This window comes from Pseudomonas fungipugnans (genome assembly GCF_029955235.1).
Taxonomy (GTDB): domain Bacteria; phylum Pseudomonadota; class Gammaproteobacteria; order Pseudomonadales; family Pseudomonadaceae; genus Aquipseudomonas; species Aquipseudomonas fungipugnans.
In genome coordinates, this window is record NZ_JARBWL010000001.1 from 3,303,284 (window position 1) to 3,320,994 (window position 17,711).

A 17,711-nucleotide genomic window follows, 5' to 3' on the forward strand; every position below is an offset into this window, starting at 1 on the left:
CGCTGAAAGGTCAATACGAGCAAAATGATATTACTTTGGCGCAAGCTCCCTCAGGTGGCGTGCGACTGCAATCCATGCACCGATATACCCCAACAGCACCGCGCCAAGCAAGAGCGACAGACCGTCGGCAACTGGCACCCCGGCCAGCGCAAAATCACTGCCGTACAAGCCGGCCAGCCCTACTACCGCATCGTTCAGCCAGTTCAGGCCGAACGCCAATACGCCCCAGGACAACAGCCCCGCACCAAAGCCATACAACGCGCCCATGTACAGAAAGGGCCTGCGCACATAACTGTCCGTGCCGCCGACGAGTTTAATCACTTCTATCTCTGTGCGGCGGTTTTCAATATGAAGACGAATGGTATTGCCTATCACCAAAAGTAATGCAGAAACCAGAAGCACGGTCAGACCGAAGACAAAACGGTCACCCAGCTTGAGGATGGCTGCCAGACGCTCGACCCAGACTAGATCAAGTTGCGCCTGTTGTACCTTCGGCAGCTCCGAAAGTTTTTGTCTTAATGCTTCAAGCGTCGGCTTGTCGACTTCGTTCGGCGTCACCAGCACCACGCCCGGTAGCGGGTTTTCCGGCAGCTCCTTGAGGGCCTCGCCCAGACCGGACTGCTGCTGGAACTCTTCCAGCGCCTGATCGCGACCGACATATTCTGCATCCGCCACGCCGGGCATTTTCTTGATCTGCTCGCGCAACGACTCGCCCTCGTCGGGGCTGGCATTGAGCTCCAGATACAGGGAAATCTGCGCCGCACGCTGCCAGGAACCGCCCAGTCGCTCGACGTTATTCAGCAAAAGTGACAGGCCCATGGGCAAGCTCAGGGCCACCGCCATCACCATGCAGGTGAAAAAGCTGCCGATGGGCTGTTTGCCCAGGCGGCGCAGGCTGTCGAGCAGACTGGCGCGGTGGCTTTCGATCCAGGCGCGAAACAACGTGGCGAAATCCGGGCCGTCGTCATCGTCGCGCTTCTTTTTCTTCTGCGGCTGTGGGTCGGCGGCCTTTGGCGCTACGCGCTCGGACACCTTGGGGCTGCGCGTGGCACTCATACGCCGGCCTCCCCGTCACCGATCAGTCGGCCACGTTGCAGGGTCAGCATGCGGTGGCGCATGCGGGCGATCAGTGCCAGGTCGTGACTGGCAATCAGCACGCTGGTGCCCAGACGATTGATGTCTTCGAACACACCCATGATCTCGGCCGCCAGACGCGGGTCGAGGTTACCGGTCGGTTCGTCCGCCAGCAGCAAGGCCGGGCGGTGAACGATGGCTCGGGCGATGCCGACGCGCTGCTGCTGACCGGTGGACAGGTCGCCGGGGTACAGATCGGTCTTGTCCGACAGTGCCACGCGCTCCAGCGCCGAATCCACACGCTTGGCGATCTCGGCCTTGGACAGCCCGAGGATCTGCAACGGCAGCGCAACGTTATTGAACACGGTGCGATCGAACAGCAACTGGTGATTCTGGAACACCACGCCGATCTGCCGGCGCAGATAAGGAATCTGCGCGTTGCTGATGGTGCCAAGGTCCTGGCCGGCCAGCAGCAGTTTGCCGGTGGTGGGGCGTTCCATGGCCAGCAGCAGCCGCAGCAACGTACTTTTACCGGCGCCGGAATGGCCGGTAACAAACAAGAATTCGCCCCGGCGGACTCGAAAGCTCAGCTCATGCAAGCCGACGTGTCCGTTCGGGTAGCGTTTACCGACCTGTTCGAAACGAATCATGAACGCTCCCGCTCGGCAAACAATGCCTGGACAAAGGGTTCTGCTTCAAAAGTACGCAAATCATCGATGCCTTCACCGACGCCGATGTAGCGAATTGGCAGACCGAACTGCTTGGCCAGGGCGAAGATCACCCCGCCCTTGGCGGTGCCGTCGAGTTTGGTCAGCGCCAGACCGGTCAACTGCACCGTCTGGTTGAATTGCTTGGCCTGGTTGATGGCGTTCTGGCCGGTGCCCGCATCGAGCACCAGCAGCACTTCGTGCGGCGCATCGGCGTCGAGCTTGCCGATCACCCGGCGCACTTTCTTCAACTCTTCCATCAGGTTGTCTTTGGTGTGCAGGCGACCGGCGGTGTCCGCGATCAGCACGTCGATGCCACGGGCTTTGGCGGCCTGCACGGCGTCGAAGATAACCGATGCCGAGTCGGCGCCGGTGTGCTGGGCGATGACCGGGATCTTGTTGCGCTCACCCCAGACCTGCAACTGCTCCACGGCAGCGGCGCGGAACGTGTCACCGGCAGCAAGCATGACTTTCTTGCCTTCCAGCTGCAGCTTCTTTGCGAGCTTGCCGATGGTGGTGGTCTTGCCGGCGCCATTGACGCCCACCACCAAAATCACGAACGGCTTGTTCTGCGAGACGATTTTCAGCGGTTGCTCGACGGGCTTGAGCATCGCCGCCAGCTCCGCTTGCAGGGATTTGTACAGCGCATCGGCGTCGGCCAATTCTTTACGGGCGACCTTCTGCGTCAGGCGCTGAATGATCACCGAGGTTGCCTCGACGCCCACGTCGGCGGTCAGCAGACGGGTTTCGATGTCTTCGAGCAGCTCGTCATCGATGATCTTCTTGCCCAGGAACAGGCTGGCCATGCCTTCGCCAATGCTGGCGCTGGTCTTGGACAGGCCCTGCTTGAGGCGGGCGAAGAAGCCGGCTTTGGTTTCTTCGGTACGCGGCGGCTCGACCGGGGTCTCGACAATCGCGACGGGCTCGGCAACCACAGGTGCGATGACCGGTGCCGGAGCAGGTTGTGGTGCCTGCACCACTGGCGCAACCGGGACCACGAACACGGGCTCAGGAATAACCGGTTCCGGCTCGGTCACGACAGCAGGGATAACAACCGGCTCGACCACTGGCGCCGGAATCGGCTCAGGCGTGAACGCGACTGGAGCGGGAGTCGGAGCGGAAACTGGCTCAGGCACGAACGCAACCGGCGCCGGAATCGGCGGTGTCACATGCGGCGCCTGCTCATCCTCGACCAGTGCCACGGGCTCTTCCGCCACAGGCAGCGTCAGCCACGGCTGCGCAACAGGCGCGACCACGACTTCGGCTGCGGGCTCAACCACCGGTTGCAACACCGGCTCGGCCATCGGCAGGACAATCGGTGCCGGCTCTTCTTCTATAGCAGGCGCCGGCTCAGGAATTGGCTGTGGCTGTTCGACAACGGGTTCCTGCGGCTTTTTGCGCAGCCATCCGAACAGGCTTTTCTTCTCGCCAGCCGCAGCTGGGGTCTTCTTGTCGTCGTTGGAACCAAACATGGAGGACGGCTATCTCACGGTAGCGACGCGCCAACGGGCGCCCCGGCAAATAAATATTCGATGCAGAACAGACTGCGATTGACCCAGCTTGTTCACGCGCAACATTTTGTCGAGGCGCCAACGGCACCTCAAAGGTCGACTAATACGAAGGACTGGAACGGCATCGTCGGCGAAAACGCAGAGTTTAGCTGACAAACTCAAAGCTTCTGCCGAGAACCCAAACAACCTGCCGGCCGATAAAAGGCCTCACAGGCGTGGCCGCCAGTAAAACGGATCAGTATCCTAGCACCCTCTCGCCCGCTGACGCTAAGAACAAGCGGGCAGCTCAACAGGTTTAAAAAACGAATGAATGCTCTAGCCCGCCGCGCCGCAGGCCTGCTGTTCAGCACAGTTTGTCTGCCCCTTTCAGCTTTGGCTGCCGACCCACAACCGACCCACGAATTCACCCTCGACAACGGTCTGAAGGTCGTCGTGCGTGAAGACCATCGGGCGCCGGTGGTGGTTTCCCAGATCTGGTACAAAGTCGGTTCCAGCTACGAGACGCCGGGGCAGACCGGTCTGTCCCACGCTCTGGAACACATGATGTTCAAGGGCACCGAGAAAGTCGGCCCCGGCGAAGCCTCGCTGATCCTGCGTGACCTGGGCGCCGAAGAAAACGCCTTCACCAGCGACGACTTCACCGCCTACTACCAGGTGCTGGCCCGCGACCGCCTGGGCGTGGCCTTCGAGCTGGAAGCCGACCGCATGGCCAATCTGCGCCTGCCGGCTGACGAGTTCACCCGCGAAATCGAGGTGATCAAAGAAGAACGCCGCATGCGCACCGACGACAAGCCAATGTCCAAGGCCTTTGAGCGCTTCAAGGCCATGGCTTACCCGGCCAGCGGCTATCACACGCCGACCATCGGCTGGATGGCTGACCTGGATCGCATGAAGGTCGAGGAGCTGCGTCACTGGTACAAATCCTGGTACGTGCCGAACAACGCCACGCTGGTGGTAGTCGGCGACGTCACCCCGGACGAAGTCAAAGCCCTGGCCCAGCGCTATTTCGGCCCGATTGCCAAACGCGACGTGCCACCGGCGAAAACCCCGCTGGAGCTGGCCGAGCCTGGCGAACGGCAAATCACCTTGCACGTACAGACCCAACTGCCGAGTTTGATGCTGGCCTTCAACGTGCCGAGCATCGCCACCGCCGAAGACAAGCGCTCGGTGAATGCCCTGCGACTGATTTCGGCCCTGCTCGATGGCGGTTATAGCGGACGCATCCCGACACAACTGGAGCGTGGCGAAGAGCTGGTTTCCGGTGGTTCGTCGAGTTACGACGCCTACACCCGTGGCGACAGCCTGTTCACCTTGTCGGCAACGCCCAATACTCAGAAACACAAAACCATCGCCCAGGTCGAAGCGGGCCTGTGGAAGCTGCTCGACCAGTTGAAAACCACTGCGCCGTCCACCGCCGAACTGGAGCGTGTGCGGGCACAGGTGATTGCCGGTCTGGTCTACGAGCGTGATTCGATCACCAGCCAGGCCACCTCCATCGGCCAACTGGAAACCGTCGGTCTGTCCTGGAAACTGATGGACAGCGAACTCGCCGACCTCGAAAGCGTGACCCCGGAAGATATCCAGAAGGCCGCCAAGCTGTATTTCACCCGCGAGCGTATGAGCGTCGCCCATGTACTGCCACTGGAGACGACTCATGAGTGAGCCAAAAAAATCCCGTCTGGCCCTGATCGGCCTGATCGCTGTGGCCCTGATCGGCGCGACCGCGTTTTACCTGTCGCCAAGCGCTGACTCCAAGGCCAGCGAAGCGCTGGACAAGGCCAAGTCCGGCCAGAAGCTGCAATCGCTGGCCGAACTGGACGGCAAGGCCCCGGGCCATCGCAGCATGAATGTGCAGACCTGGAACACCGCCGAAGGCGCCAAGGTCATGTTTGTTGCAGCCCCAGAGCTGCCAATGTTCGACATGCGCCTGATCTTCGCCGCCGGCAGCAGTCAGGACGGCAATGCACCGGGCCTCGCCCTGCTGACCAACGCCATGCTCAACGAAGGCGTTGCCGGCAAAGACGTAGGCGCTATCGCTCAAGGTTTTGAAGGCCTGGGCGCGGACTTCGGCAACGGCGCCTACAAGGACATGGCGATCGCTTCGCTGCGCAGCCTCAGTGCCGCCGACAAGCGCGAGCCGGCCTTGAAGCTGTTCTGCGAAGTCATCGGCAAACCGACCTTCCCGGCCGACTCGTTCGCCCGCATCAAGAACCAGATGCTCGCCGGTTTTGAATATCAGAAACAGAACCCCGGCAAACTGGCGGGCCTGGAGCTGATGAACCGTTTGTACGGCGATCACCCCTATGCGCACTCCAGCGACGGCACGGCGAAATCCGTTCCGGCGATTACCGTGGCGCAGCTACGGGCATTCCATGAGAAAGCCTATGCCGCTGGCAACGTGGTGATTGCGCTGGTGGGCGACTTGTCCCGTAGCGAGGCCGAGGCGATTGCCAATCAGGTGTCCGCTGCCCTGCCGAAAGGCCCGGCCCTGGCGAAAATCCCGCAGCCGACCGAACCCAAGGCAAGCATCGGCCACATCGAGTTTCCATCGAAGCAGACCAACCTGATGATCGCGCAACTGGGCATCGACCGTGATGACCCGGACTACGCTGCCCTGTCCTTGGGCAACCAGATTCTCGGTGGCGGCGGCTTCGGCACCCGCTTGATGAGCGAAGTGCGCGAGAAACGCGGCCTGACCTACGGCGTCTACTCGGGCTTCACCCCGATGCAGGCCCGCGGTCCGTTCATGATCAACCTGCAAACACGCGCCGAGATGAGCGAAGGCACGCTCAAGCTGGTGCAGGACGTGGTTGCCGACTACCTCAAGAACGGCCCGACCCAGAAAGAACTCGATGACGCCAAGCGTGAACTCGCCGGCAGCTTCCCGCTGTCCACCGCCAGCAACGCCGATATCGTCGGCCAACTCGGCGCCATGGGCTTCTATAATCTGCCTTTGAGCTACCTGGATGATTTCATGAATCAATCCCAGAGCCTGACGGTCGAGCAAGTCAAAACCGCACTGAACAAGCACCTGAGCACGGACAAGATGGTCATCGTCACCGCTGGCCCGACCGTGCCGCAAAAGCCGTTACCGGCCCCAACTGATAAACCTTCCGAGCAGCCGCTCGGGGTTCCGGAGCATTAATGGCCACTCGTCCTAAAAAACCCGTTCACAACGTGCATAACGGCGTGAACCAACTGCGCATCATCGGCGGCGAATGGGGCAGCCGGAAGCTGAGCTTCCCCGACGCACCGGGCCTGCGCCCGACCCCGGACCGGGTGCGTGAAACGCTGTTCAACTGGCTCGCACCGTACGTGGCTGGTGCCAAGGTGCTCGACCCGTTCGCCGGCAGCGGCGCGCTGTTCCTGGAAGCGTTGTCTCGTGGCGCAGCCATGGGCCAGGCGCTGGACGCCAGCAACATCGCGGTGTCCAGCATCAAGGAACACCTGGGCACCCTGCGCTGCACCACCGGCCAGGTACAAACGGCTGATGCCTTGCGTTATCTGGAAACCCAGCCCGCAACGGCATACGACCTGGTGTTCCTCGACCCGCCGTTCAACCAGGACCTGTTGCCAGGCGTTTGTGCGCTGCTCGAAGAGCGTCAGTGGCTGGCCGACGAGGCATGGGTCTACACCGAAAGCGAAAACGCGCCGTCATCCCTGGGCCTGCCGGGCAACTGGCGTCTGCACCGGGAACAGAAATCCGGGCGGGTGTATTACGCGCTGTGGCAGCGCAGCGTCGCTGCCTGAGTAGCGATCGCGTCACAACAGTTTCGCGCGCAACACCCGATGAGGTGCGGTAAATAGTTACCGCACCTCTGGGCATCCGAGCATTCACAGTGGTCCAGCGATTTCCGCTAAACCACCAAGGATGAACAAGGATGGACATTCCCCGCAGCACACTGCTGCTTTTCACCTGGCTGCTGCCGTTCCTGGCGCTCGCCGACCCGGCACAACCCACCCATCAATTCACTTTGGGCAACGGCCTCAAGGTGCTTGTACGCGAGGATCATCGCGCCCCTGTGGTGACCTCACGCCTGTGGCTAAAAGTCGGTTCCAGCCATGAACTCCCCGGGCAATCCGGCCTGTCTCACGCGCTGGAGCACATGCTTTACAAAGGCAGCAGCAAGACCTGCCAGGGTGAAGCGGCAGCCATTCTGGACAACCTTGGCGCATCGCATAACGCCTTTACCGACAAGGACGCCACCGCCCACTACCAGACGCTGCAACCTCACCAATTGGGTGTCGCTTTCGAGCTGATGGCCGACCTGTTCGCGACGGCTCGACTTCGAACCGAGGATTTCATTCCGGAACTGTCCGTCATTCAGGAGGAACGCCGGCAACAGGTCGACGATAACCCAGAGGAAATGGCTCAGGAACACCTCGCCAGCCTGGCCTTTTCCGCCAGCAGCTACCGCACCCCCATCATTGGCTGGATGCACGATCTGCAACGCCTGACCGCCGAGGACCTGCGCCGTTGGTTTCAGACCCGCTACGCACCCGGCAACGCCACGCTCGTGGTGGTCGGCGACGTCACACTGGACAAGGTGCAGACCCTGGCCGAGCGCTATTTCGGCCCACTGCCCGCCAAGCCGTTCATTACACCGAGGCCGTCACTGGAGCTGGCTGAGCCCGGCGAGCGCAAAATGGTTCTGCATCAGGCGATCCCCACCCCGCGCCTGATCATGTCGTTCAACGTCCCAAGCCTGGTGACCGCCGAAAACCGCCGGTCGGTGCATGCGTTAAGGCTGCTCGACACCCTGCTGGCCGGCTCCAACAGCGCACGCCTGCTTAAGCGCCTGCAATTCAACGACAGGCTGTTTTCCGGCATCTCGTCCGACTACAGCCCCCTGTATCGCGGCGACAGTCTTTTTACCCTCAGCGCGCAACTCCACAGCCAACGCACAATCCATCTTGATCAGGCGCAAGCACGTATCTGGGAAGTGCTCGACGAGTTCAGGACTACGCCCCCCGATATTGCCGAACTGGAGCGCGCTCGTACTCTGCTGATAGCCCGGCAAATCTACGATCAGGACTCCATCGGACACCAGGCAGACCGCCTCGGCCTGCTGGAAAGCATCGGCCTGTCGTGGCGGCTGATGGACGAGGACGTCGATGAGCTGAAACAGGTGACACCCGCAGACATTCAGCAAGCCGCTGCCAAATACCTGACCCGCCAGCGACTGAGTACCGTCCATATACGGGTGGAGAATACCGATGCGTAGGCCGACCGTCATGACCCTGTGGCTATGGCTCGGTGCACTTCAAGGCGCCCCGGCTATCGCCGATATCGAACCCCGTCAATCCGGGCTCGCCCCGCACACTCGCCTGCAATCCCTGGCAGAGCTGGACGAGCAGCCAGCCGCTTCACGCGACTTGAAGATCCATGGCTGGAAATCCCCGTCTGGCGGCAAGGTGCTGTTTATTCGTACGACGCAACTGCCGATGTTCGATCTGCATGTCAGCTTTGCCGCTGGCAGCACTCAGGATGGTGCTTACCCAGGGCTCGCGGCGGCGACCTTGAGCCTGCTCAACGAGGGCGTACCGGGCAAGGATCTGACCGCGATCCTCGAAACCTTTGATGATGTTGGCGCAAGGCTCGGCATGAGTATCAGGCACGACCGGGCAGCCATGTCCCTGCGCAGCCTGACGGCCATCGAAAAACGCGATCCGGCCCTGTATCTGTTCGGCCAGATACTTGGCAAGCCCCTGCTGACCGAGCAAGCGCTGGTCCATGTCAAAAACGAATTGACTGACCTCCTCAAGTCCCGGCAGCAGAACGCCGCTTTGCAAGCCCTGAATACACACCTGCTGGGCGTGCACCCGTATGCACAATTCGTGTACGGCACGGAAAAAGGCGTGGCCGCGCTCTCTCGGGAGCGGGTCCAGACGTTCCATCGACAAGCCTACAGCGCGGCGAATGCGCAGATCACGCTGGTGGGTGACCTGACACTGGAGCAAGCACAGGCGATAAGCCTGCAGGTTCTCGACGCGTTGCCACCCGGTTCCAGAATGCCACCCGTGGCACCTGTTGCGCGCCGTCAGGGCAACGGCACCTCGCAGCATATCGAAGGCGCCGGCAGCCAGATGCAGATCCTGCTGGGCCAGCCAGGATTGATACGTGCGCATCCCGACTACATTGCGCTGAGAGTGGGCCATATGATTTTCGGTGGGGAAAATTCATCTTCCCGGCTAATGACGGAACTCAGAGAACAACGCGGGCTGACCTACACCGCGCAGCTCAATACGACGCTCTGGCAAGCAGCAAGCAACACCGTTATCAACCTCAAGACCAGCCCACAGTTCAGCGAGGGCGTGGTCACGCGGGTGAAATCGATGTACCGCGACTACGCGCAAACGGGCCCGACACAGCAGGAACTCGACAATACCCTGCGTCAGTTGCGCAGCAGCGCCGCGCTGAACAGCGCCAGCAATGCTCAGATCCTGGCCCGCCTCGTCGACATCAATCAGTACGACTTGCCGCTGGACCTGGACTTTTCCATCGAGCAGGCTCAAAAGTTGACCGTTGAACAGGTCAAGGCCGCCTTGAACAGGCACTTGAGTGCAGTCCAGTGGACCGTTGTGACCGAAGGCCCGTCCGTCGCACAACAGCCCCTACCGCTTCCTGCCCCGGAAACGAGCAAGGGCATGTGTCGCGCCGAGACCGGGTTTGTGGCAAGTTAGATTTTCCTGAATACGGCTGCAGGGCCAGGTCTTTCCACCCTGCCGCCGTCTGTTTGACCTTGCAGAGAAACATCGTGCTCCAGCCCAGCGAACGCTTCACCCCGGCCATCGGCCTCGGCAACCCGCACTTGCAGACCTTGTGGGGCCCACTTTGGCGCAAAACCACGCATATCGAGCGTGAACGGGAACGGCTGTGGCTCGATGACGGCGACTTTCTCGACCTCGATTGGCACGGCCCCCACACCGCCGATGCCCCCCTGGTGCTGGTGCTGCACGGGCTGACCGGCTCTTCGAACTCGCCCTATGTGGCCGGTTTGCAAAAGGTGCTCGGGGTCCAGGGCTGGGCCAGTGTCGCGTTGAACTGGCGCGGCTGCTCGGGAGAACCGAATCTGCTGCCTCGCAGCTACCATTCGGGCGCCAGCGAAGATCTGGCCGAAACCATCAGACACCTGCGGGCCAAACGGCCATTGGCGCCGCTGTATGCGGTGGGCTATTCGCTGGGTGGCAATGTACTGCTCAAGCATCTGGGTGAAAGCGGCCACGACAGCGGCGTGCTTGGCGCTGTCGCCGTGTCGGTGCCGTTTCGGCTCGATCAGTGTGCAGACCGCATCGGCCAGGGTTTTTCGAAGGTCTATCAGGCGCATTTCATGCGCGAGATGGTGGCCTACATCAAGAACAAGCAACGGCAGTTCCTGCATGACGGGCGTAAAGACGGCCTGGCTGAACTGGCGGCGTTGGGCTCACTGGAAAACATGCGCACGTTCTGGGATTTCGATGGCCGGGTGACGGCGCCACTGAACGGTTTCGCGGACGCCCATGATTATTATCGTCGCGCATCGAGTCGCTATTTTCTGGGCGAAATCCGCACGCCCACCCTGATTATCCAGGCCGCCGATGATCCGTTCGTGTTCCCGCACAGCTTGCCGTCGACCGACGAATTATCCGCCTGCACCGAGTTCGAATTGCAGGCCAGGGGCGGACATGTGGGCTTCGTCGATGGCTCGCTCAGACAACCGGGTTACTACCTGGAGCGACGCATTCCGCAATGGCTGACTGCTGCGAGCCGGACGTAAAGGCATGGCTGCCGATCAGGGCGAGTCGATTCGTTTCTGGCAAACCGCGCCGCTGGCCGGAGTCGAGCTGCTGTCTGCGCGTTACATCGAGCATCGCTTCGCACCGCATGTGCACGACGGCTATGTGATCGGCATGATCATGGCTGGCGCCCAACGGTATCGCTATCGCGGGGCCGAGCATCTGGCGGGGAGCGGCACGCTGGTGCTGATCAACCCGGACGAACTGCACACTGGGCACAAGGGCACCGAAGACGGCTGGCTGTATCGAGCGTTCTACCCTGACAGCGGGCAGATTCTCGCGCTGCTGTCCGAGTTGGAACTGCCAGGCCACGACTTACCGGCGTTCGGCGCCACGCTGTATCGCGATCCGGATCTGGTGAAGGGTTTCTGCCAATTGCATCGCCTGCTGGAAAGCCCCGCCACGGCGCTGCAACAGCAGACAGTCTGGCGGGAAATGATGCTGTCGCTGTTGCAACGCCACGCCGCCGTGCCGATGGCGGCTAAACCCGGCAAGGAACATCGGGCCGTGGTGCAGGCCAAGGAGCTGCTGCACGCGCAATTGGCGGCGCCGCCCTCGCTGGAAGAGTTGGCCGGCGCGGTGAACCTGTCACCGTTCCACTTCGCCCGGGTGTTCCGCCGAGCAACCGGAATACCGCCCCACGCCTGGTTGATGCAACAGCGCATCGCCCGAGCCCGCGCATTGCTACAGGGCGGCTGCCTGCCACTGGAAGTGGCCATGCAATTGGGGTTTGCCGATCAGAGCCACCTGAGCCGGCAGTTCAAGCAGGTTTATGGCGTGGGGCCTGCGGCGTATCGCAGTGCCCGGTTATTCTGACACCCCAAAACCCTGTGGGAGCGAGCTTGCTCGCGATGAGGCCATAACATTCAACATTTCTGTTGCCTGTCATGCCGCCATCGCGAGCAAGCTCGCTCCCACATTAAATCCCACATTGGATTGGGGTTATTCGCCCGTCGCAATGCCCCGCGCCGGCTCGTTGATCCACTCGCTCCACGACCCCGCATACAGCGACGCCAACGGATAACCCGCCAGGCACAACGCGAACAGGTTATGGCATGCCGTCACACCCGAACCGCAGTACGCCACCAGCTCCGTTGGCGAACGTTCACCGAGTTTCGCGGCAAAACGTTGCTTGAGCTGATCCGCCGGCAGAAAACGTCCGTCACTGCCCAGGTTTTCAGTAAACGCCGCGCACTGCGCACCCGGGATGTGCCCGGCAATCGGATCGATCGGCTCGACTTCGCCCTTGAAACGCGGCAACGCACGGGCATCGAGCAAGGTCAGCGCAGGCTGGCCAAGACGCTGCTGCAGTTGTTCGGCGCTGAGCAACAGCGATTGATCCGGCTTACCACTGAAGGTGCCGCGACTCATCGACGGCGCATCCAGGCTCAACGGCAGACCGGCTGCGTGCCAGGCCTTGAGCCCGCCATCAAGGATGAACACGCCGTCACGCTTGCCCAGCCACGCCAGCAACCACCAGGCCCGCGCCGCGTACGCACCGGGGCCATCGTCATAAAGCACCACCTCGCTATCGGCGTTGATGCCAAAGGCTTGCAGACGCTCGACCAGCGCCTCAGGCGCCGGCAACGGATGACGCCCGGTCACACCCTTGACCACTGCGCCGCTCAAGTCATGCTCCAGGTCGGCGAAGCTGGCCCCGGCAATGTGCCCGTCGGCATAGCTGCGCTGCCCATAGTCGGGGTCTTCAAGAGCAAAACGACAATCCAGAATCACCAGCCCCGGTTGATCCTTTTTCAGATCCAGGGCTTGCGGGCTGATCAGTTGCGCAATGGGCATGACGGGCTCCTGTGAGCGTGTCGATTGAGGGCTAGTTCACTTCTTCCAGCGCCTGGGCGAGCGGCACGTAGAACTCTTCGAACAGTGCGTTGACCGCCGTCCGGGACTGTTCGGTAACGAACCCGGATTCCAGTACCAGCACCTGATATACGCCGCGCTTGATGGCTTGTTCACTCAAGTGATTGGAATTCTCCCGCGTGGTGCACAGAAAACGTACCCACGAGGTGAGGATGATCCAGGCATTGAGGGTCAGGGATTCGATATCCACCCGGTCCATCTTGAGGATGCCGGCGTCAACGAAGCCTTCGTAAATGGCGGTGCCCTGAATCAGGCAGCGCTGGGAAAAACGTCGATAACGGGCGGCCAGATCCGGGTCGCTCTCAAGCAAGTGTTCGAGATCGCGGTGCAAAAAACGGTAGCGCCACATGGCTGACAGCAACTCCTTCAAGTAGAAGCGCTTGTCCTCCACCGTCGCGGCGCGGCCTTGGGGCGGACGCAGGAAGCTGTCCACCAGGTTTTCATACTCGCTGAACAGCACGGCGATAATCGCCTGCTTGTTGGGGAAGTGGTAGTACAGGTTGCCCGGGGAAATTTCCATGTGGGCAGCAATGTGGTTGGTGCTGATGCTGCGCTCGCCCTGCTGATTGAACAGCTCAAGGCTGTTCTGCACGATGCGCTCGCTGGTTTTTATCCTGGGGGCCATGGCTTGAGCTTTAATTCAGAGTGCGGTGAACGGCATCTTACGACCTAACGGCGAGCGGATAAAACAAAGCTGTCTCAGGATGTCATTTGACTTTCTAGAGCATAGACTCTAAAAAGTTCCTCATTACAATAAATCCGGAGCCTACCATGACCGCTGATATTGCCTACCTGCAGAGTCTTCAACAGCCTCTTGATGAACTCAAGGCGCTGTTTGAAGCGCAACGGGCGGCGTATGCAGCGAATCCGATGCCGCCGCCGGCCCAGCGCCAGCAGTGGCTCAAAGTCCTGCGCGACTTGCTCAGCAATGAACGCCAGGCGCTGATCGAGGCCATCAGCCAGGATTTCAGTCATCGCAGCGCCGATGAAACCCTGCTCGCCGAACTGATGCCCAGCCTGCACGGCATTCACTATGCCAGCCGGCACCTCAAAGGCTGGATGAGAGCGTCGCGGCGCAAGGTCGGCATGGCCTTTCAACCGGCCTCGGCCAAGGTGGTTTATCAACCGCTGGGCGTAGTCGGAGTGATCGTGCCGTGGAACTACCCGTTGTACCTGGCCATCGGGCCATTGGTGGGTGCGTTGGCGGCGGGCAACCGGGTGATGCTCAAACTCAGCGAATCCACACCCGCCACGGGCTTGCTGCTCAAGGAGTTGTTGGCGCGGATTTTCCCTCAGGACCTGGTCTGCGTAGTGTTGGGTGAAGCCGACATCGGCGTGGCGTTTTCCCGACTGCGCTTTGATCACCTGCTGTTCACTGGCGCCACCAGCATCGGCAAACACGTGATGCGGGCGGCCGCCGAGAACCTGACGCCGGTCACCCTCGAACTGGGCGGCAAATCCCCGGCCATCGTGTCTCGCGATGTGCCGCTCAAGGACGCCGCCGAACGCATCGCCTTCGGCAAGACGCTGAATGCCGGGCAAACCTGCGTCGCCCCGGACTACGTCCTGGTGCCGGAGGAGCGCATTGGCGGTTTCGTCGAAGCCTATTGCCAGGCAGTTCGCGGGTTTTATCCGACACTGGCTGATAACCCGGACTACACCGCAATCATCAACGACCGACAACTGACGCGGCTCAATGGCTACATCAGCGACGCCACCAGCAAGGGCGCGTTGCTGATTCCGCTGTTCGAGCAAGGCCAGGGCCGACGCATGGCGCACAGCCTGCTGCTCAATGTCAGCGACGACATGACCGTGATGCAGGACGAAATCTTCGGCCCGCTGCTGCCGATCGTGCCTTACACCGACCTGGACCAGGCTTTCGCCTACATCAATCAGCGGCCGCGTCCGCTGGCGCTGTACTACTTCGGCTACGACAAGCGCGAACAACAGCGTGTACTGGATCAAACCCATTCCGGTGGCGTGTGCCTGAACGACACGCTGCTGCATGTGGCGCAGGACGACATGCCCTTCGGCGGCATCGGCGCTTCCGGCATGGGTCATTACCACGGCCACGAAGGATTCTTGACCTTCAGCAAGGCCAAGGGTGTGCTGATCAAACAGCGCTTCAACGCGGCGAAACTGATTTACCCGCCGTACGGAAAAGCCGTCCAGAAACTGATTCAGAAACTGTTTATCCGTTAACGATCATCACCCCCGGGTAACAACAATAATGAACCCAAGCCTGACCGATTCACCCGCGCTGTCGCGGCGCGGCCTACTCAAGTTCAGCCTGGGCGCCAGCGCCTTTCTGGCCACCGCCGGGCTGGGTGCGAGCCTCAGCGGTTGTTCATCGAGTACACCGGCCAGTGGCTTCGCGATTCTGCGCAGCAGTGACTTGCCGTTCCTGAGGGCACTGATCCCGGTGATGCTGGACACTGCCGTGGCTGTCGAGAAGCTGCAGGCCGCCGTCGAGGGCACTCTGAAAACCCTGGATAACGGCCTCAATCACCTGTCTCCCGAGATGCTCAAGCTGACTCAGCAGTTATTCGATGTGCTGGGCATGGCCGTGACGCGCGGACCACTGACCGGCATCTGGGGCAGCTGGGAGAACGCCAGCGGCGACGAAATCCGGCACTTTCTGCAGCGTTGGGAAAACAGTTCGTTGAGCCTGTTGAAAATGGGCCATAGCTCGCTGCTGCAACTGGTGATGATGGCGTGGTACAGCCGGGCTGAGTCATGGGGGCATTGTGGGTATCCCGGGCCGCCCACTGTTTAAAGAACGAGTCGACCCTATCGCGGGCAAGCCCGGCTCCCACAAGGTTGAGTCGTTCACAAAAGGAAAGTCGGCCACAACCCCTGTGGGAGCGTGGCTTGCCCGCGAAGGCGTCAGCCGCCTCAACACTGAATTCAAAATAAAAAGAGAACCCGAACATGCCCGTACCCGATCCGTTCCGCGAAGGCCTCGCCCGTGGCTGGAAAACCTATAACGGCGCGCAACTGACCCAGGACCTGACGCTGGAAGCGGACGTGGCAATCATCGGCAGCGGCGCCGGTGGCGGGACCACCGCCGAGATTCTCAGCGCAGCCGGCTACAAGGTGCTGCTCATAGAAGAAGGTCCGCTCAAGACCAGCAGCGACTTCAAGATGCTTGAAGACCAGGCCTACAGCAGCCTGTATCAGGAAGGCATCGGCCGCATGAGCAAGGACGGCGCGATCACCATCCTGCAGGGCCGCGCGGTGGGCGGCACCACGTTGATCAACTGGACGTCGAGTTTCCGTACCCCGCAACCGACGCTGGAGCACTGGGCCAAAGAGCACGACGTCAAGGGCCACAGCCCGGCAGAGATGGCGCCGTGGTTCGAGAAAATGGAACAACGCCTGGGTGTCGCGCCGTGGCTGATCCCGCCCAATGCCAACAACGATGTGATCCGCAAAGGCTGCGAGCAACTGGGCTACGCCTGGCATGTGATCCCGCGCAATGTGCGTGGCTGCTGGAACCTCGGTTACTGCGGTATGGGCTGCCCGACCAACGCCAAGCAATCAATGATGGTGACCACCATTCCGGCGACGCTGGAAAAGGGCGGCGAACTGCTCTACCTCGCTCGCGCCGAAAAACTGATCATCAAGGACGACAACGTCACGAGCCTGCAATGCGTAGCGATGGATGAACGCTGTGTCGCGCCCACAGGCAAGACCATCACGGTCAAGGCGCGGCATTATGTGTTGGCGGGGGGCGGCATCAACAGCCCCGCCCTGCTGTTGCGCTCCGGTGCGCCCGACCCGCATAAACGCCTGGGCCAACGCACGTTCCTGCATCTGGTGAACATGTCTGCCGGGCTGTTCGACGAGGTGATCAACCCGTTCTACGGCGCTCCGCAGTCGATCTATTCCGACCATTTCCAATGGCTGGACGGCACCACCGGCAAAATGTCCTACAAGCTCGAAGTCCCGCCCCTGCAACCGGCGCTGGCCGCAACCCTGCTCGGCGGCTTCGGCAAGGAAAACTCCCGGCACATGGAAAACCTGCCCCATACCCACGCCATGCTGGCGTTGCTGCGCGACGGCTTCCATCCGGACAGCCCTGGCGGTAGCGTCGAGTTACGCGGCGATGGCACTCCGGTGCTTGATTATCAGGTTTCACCCTATGCCTGGGACGGTTTGCGCCGGGCGTTTCACAGCATGGCCGAAATCCAGTTCGCCGGTGGCGCCAACGCGGTGATGCCGATGCATGCCGATGCCCGTTATGTGAAAACCCTCGCCGAAGCCCGCACCCTGATCGATGGTTTGCGCCTTGAGCTGTACCGCACACGCCTGGGCAGCGCCCATGTGATGGGCGGTTGCGCGATGGGCGAAGATCCAAAAAATGCAGTAGCCGACAGCCTTGGCCGCCATCATCAAATCACCAATCTGTCGATCCACGATGGCTCGCTGTTCCCCACCAGCATTGGCGCCAACCCACAACTATCGGTCTATGGGTTGACGGCGCAACTGGCGACGGCACTGAGTGATCGCCTGAAGGTTTAAATTCAGTATTGCTCCTGTGTTCACAGTGACAAAGCACACGTGGCAATAAAGGAGCGGTACCTATTTATAGGGGGCACTTTATTTATCGCAAAACAGTTACTTACTGCAAAAAACTTATCAATCACACAGCTCCACAACAGCAAAGTCCTCGCCTATTATCCTTATTGCAAGCCACTCACTCATCAAATCAATTTCTTGAAAAATGACGAGGTGAACAATTCAATATTTAATCGATAAAAGAAGA

The 17,711-nt window shown here is 60.9% G+C and carries 15 protein-coding genes; 10 read left to right on the top strand and 5 right to left on the bottom strand.

Features of this window, described 5'->3' with window-relative positions; genetic code table 11:
• Positions 1-30: 30 nt before the first annotated feature.
• From ftsX to ftsY, 3 genes are read right to left on the bottom strand one after another with little or no spacing between them, the layout of a single operon-like run.
• A complete protein-coding gene (ftsX, locus tag POF45_RS14040) occupies positions 31-1,056 on the bottom strand; it encodes a permease-like cell division protein FtsX (RefSeq protein WP_259497288.1) in 1,026 nt (341 codons plus the stop codon).
• Positions 1,053-1,724 (bottom strand): cell division ATP-binding protein FtsE, encoded by a 672-nt coding sequence (gene ftsE / locus POF45_RS14045; RefSeq protein WP_020295825.1) that lies wholly within the window; start codon positions 1,722-1,724, stop codon positions 1,053-1,055. Before ftsE ends, ftsX begins: the two co-directional genes overlap by 4 nt.
• On the bottom strand, positions 1,721-3,253 hold the full coding sequence (ftsY, locus tag POF45_RS14050) for a signal recognition particle-docking protein FtsY (protein WP_282315895.1): 1,533 nt from the start codon (positions 3,251-3,253) through the stop codon (positions 1,721-1,723). Before ftsY ends, ftsE begins: the two co-directional genes overlap by 4 nt.
• Positions 3,254-3,598: 345 nt before the next feature.
• On the opposite strand from ftsY, the gene POF45_RS14055 reads away from it, so the two are divergent.
• From POF45_RS14055 to POF45_RS14085, 7 genes are all read left to right on the top strand, one after another.
• A complete protein-coding gene (locus POF45_RS14055; protein ID WP_282315896.1) occupies positions 3,599-4,954 on the top strand; it encodes a M16 family metallopeptidase in 1,356 nt (451 codons plus the stop codon).
• Positions 4,947-6,437 (top strand): M16 family metallopeptidase, encoded by a 1,491-nt coding sequence (locus POF45_RS14060; protein ID WP_259497291.1) that lies wholly within the window; start codon positions 4,947-4,949, stop codon positions 6,435-6,437. Before POF45_RS14055 ends, POF45_RS14060 begins: the two co-directional genes overlap by 8 nt.
• Positions 6,437-7,042: a 16S rRNA (guanine(966)-N(2))-methyltransferase RsmD gene (gene rsmD, locus POF45_RS14065; protein ID WP_259497292.1), complete on the top strand. Its 606-nt coding sequence runs from the start codon at positions 6,437-6,439 to the stop codon at positions 7,040-7,042. Before POF45_RS14060 ends, rsmD begins: the two co-directional genes overlap by 1 nt.
• 131 nt (positions 7,043-7,173) lie before the next feature.
• Positions 7,174-8,517 carry a M16 family metallopeptidase gene (locus POF45_RS14070; RefSeq protein WP_282315897.1) on the top strand — a complete coding sequence of 448 codons (1,344 nt, stop codon included), beginning with the start codon at positions 7,174-7,176 and terminating at the stop codon, positions 8,515-8,517.
• Positions 8,510-9,976 (top strand): M16 family metallopeptidase, encoded by a 1,467-nt coding sequence (locus tag POF45_RS14075; RefSeq protein ID WP_282315898.1) that lies wholly within the window; start codon positions 8,510-8,512, stop codon positions 9,974-9,976. Before POF45_RS14070 ends, POF45_RS14075 begins: the two co-directional genes overlap by 8 nt.
• A gap of 74 nt (positions 9,977-10,050) precedes the next feature.
• Complete coding sequence (locus tag POF45_RS14080) at positions 10,051-11,049, top strand: hydrolase (RefSeq protein ID WP_282315899.1); 999 nt, start codon at positions 10,051-10,053, stop codon at positions 11,047-11,049.
• A gap of 4 nt (positions 11,050-11,053) precedes the next feature.
• Positions 11,054-11,884, top strand: a complete 831-nt coding sequence (locus POF45_RS14085) for an AraC family transcriptional regulator (RefSeq protein ID WP_282315900.1) — start codon at positions 11,054-11,056, stop codon at positions 11,882-11,884.
• Positions 11,885-12,010: 126 nt separating this feature from the next.
• On the opposite strand, the gene POF45_RS14090 is transcribed toward POF45_RS14085, so the two are convergent.
• Positions 12,011-12,865: a sulfurtransferase gene (locus POF45_RS14090; RefSeq protein WP_259497297.1), complete on the bottom strand. Its 855-nt coding sequence runs from the start codon at positions 12,863-12,865 to the stop codon at positions 12,011-12,013.
• Between the two features lie 31 nt (positions 12,866-12,896).
• Positions 12,897-13,568, bottom strand: a complete 672-nt coding sequence (locus POF45_RS14095) for a TetR/AcrR family transcriptional regulator (protein WP_259497298.1) — start codon at positions 13,566-13,568, stop codon at positions 12,897-12,899.
• A 146-nt stretch (positions 13,569-13,714) separates the two neighbouring features.
• Between POF45_RS14095 and POF45_RS14100 the strand changes: the two genes are divergently transcribed.
• The 3 genes from POF45_RS14100 (at position 13,715) to POF45_RS14110 (ending at position 17,467) form a co-directional block, all read left to right on the top strand.
• Positions 13,715-15,145, top strand: a complete 1,431-nt coding sequence (locus POF45_RS14100; RefSeq protein ID WP_259497299.1) for a coniferyl aldehyde dehydrogenase — start codon at positions 13,715-13,717, stop codon at positions 15,143-15,145.
• A 28-nt stretch (positions 15,146-15,173) separates the two neighbouring features.
• Entirely contained in the window at positions 15,174-15,719 is a 546-nt protein-coding gene (locus POF45_RS14105; protein WP_282315902.1) for a twin-arginine translocation pathway signal protein, read from the top strand.
• Positions 15,720-15,874: 155 nt separating this feature from the next.
• Entirely contained in the window at positions 15,875-17,467 is a 1,593-nt protein-coding gene (locus POF45_RS14110) for a GMC family oxidoreductase (RefSeq protein ID WP_259497301.1), read from the top strand.
• The last annotated feature ends 244 nt before the right edge of the window (positions 17,468-17,711 follow it).

Bases quoted from the DNA above. Each gene is read 5' to 3' on its own strand.
- POF45_RS14110 (WP_259497301.1), top strand. From the start codon at position 15,875: ATGCCCGTACCCGATCCGTTCCGCGAAGGCCTCGCCCGTGGCTGGAAA.
- POF45_RS14100 (WP_259497299.1), top strand. From the start codon at position 13,715: ATGACCGCTGATATTGCCTACCTGCAGAGTCTTCAACAGCCTCTTGAT.
- POF45_RS14090 (WP_259497297.1), bottom strand. From the start codon at position 12,865: ATGCCCATTGCGCAACTGATCAGCCCGCAAGCCCTGGATCTGAAAAAG.
- POF45_RS14055 (WP_282315896.1), top strand. From the start codon at position 3,599: ATGAATGCTCTAGCCCGCCGCGCCGCAGGCCTGCTGTTCAGCACAGTT.
- ftsE (WP_020295825.1), bottom strand. From the start codon at position 1,724: ATGATTCGTTTCGAACAGGTCGGTAAACGCTACCCGAACGGACACGTC.
- POF45_RS14070 (WP_282315897.1), top strand. From the start codon at position 7,174: ATGGACATTCCCCGCAGCACACTGCTGCTTTTCACCTGGCTGCTGCCG.
- ftsY (WP_282315895.1), bottom strand. From the start codon at position 3,253: ATGTTTGGTTCCAACGACGACAAGAAGACCCCAGCTGCGGCTGGCGAG.
- POF45_RS14075 (WP_282315898.1), top strand. From the start codon at position 8,510: ATGCGTAGGCCGACCGTCATGACCCTGTGGCTATGGCTCGGTGCACTT.
- POF45_RS14060 (WP_259497291.1), top strand. From the start codon at position 4,947: ATGAGTGAGCCAAAAAAATCCCGTCTGGCCCTGATCGGCCTGATCGCT.
- ftsX (WP_259497288.1), bottom strand. From the start codon at position 1,056: ATGAGTGCCACGCGCAGCCCCAAGGTGTCCGAGCGCGTAGCGCCAAAG.
- POF45_RS14095 (WP_259497298.1), bottom strand. From the start codon at position 13,568: ATGGCCCCCAGGATAAAAACCAGCGAGCGCATCGTGCAGAACAGCCTT.
- POF45_RS14085 (WP_282315900.1), top strand. From the start codon at position 11,054: ATGGCTGCCGATCAGGGCGAGTCGATTCGTTTCTGGCAAACCGCGCCG.
- rsmD (WP_259497292.1), top strand. From the start codon at position 6,437: ATGGCCACTCGTCCTAAAAAACCCGTTCACAACGTGCATAACGGCGTG.
- POF45_RS14105 (WP_282315902.1), top strand. From the start codon at position 15,174: ATGAACCCAAGCCTGACCGATTCACCCGCGCTGTCGCGGCGCGGCCTA.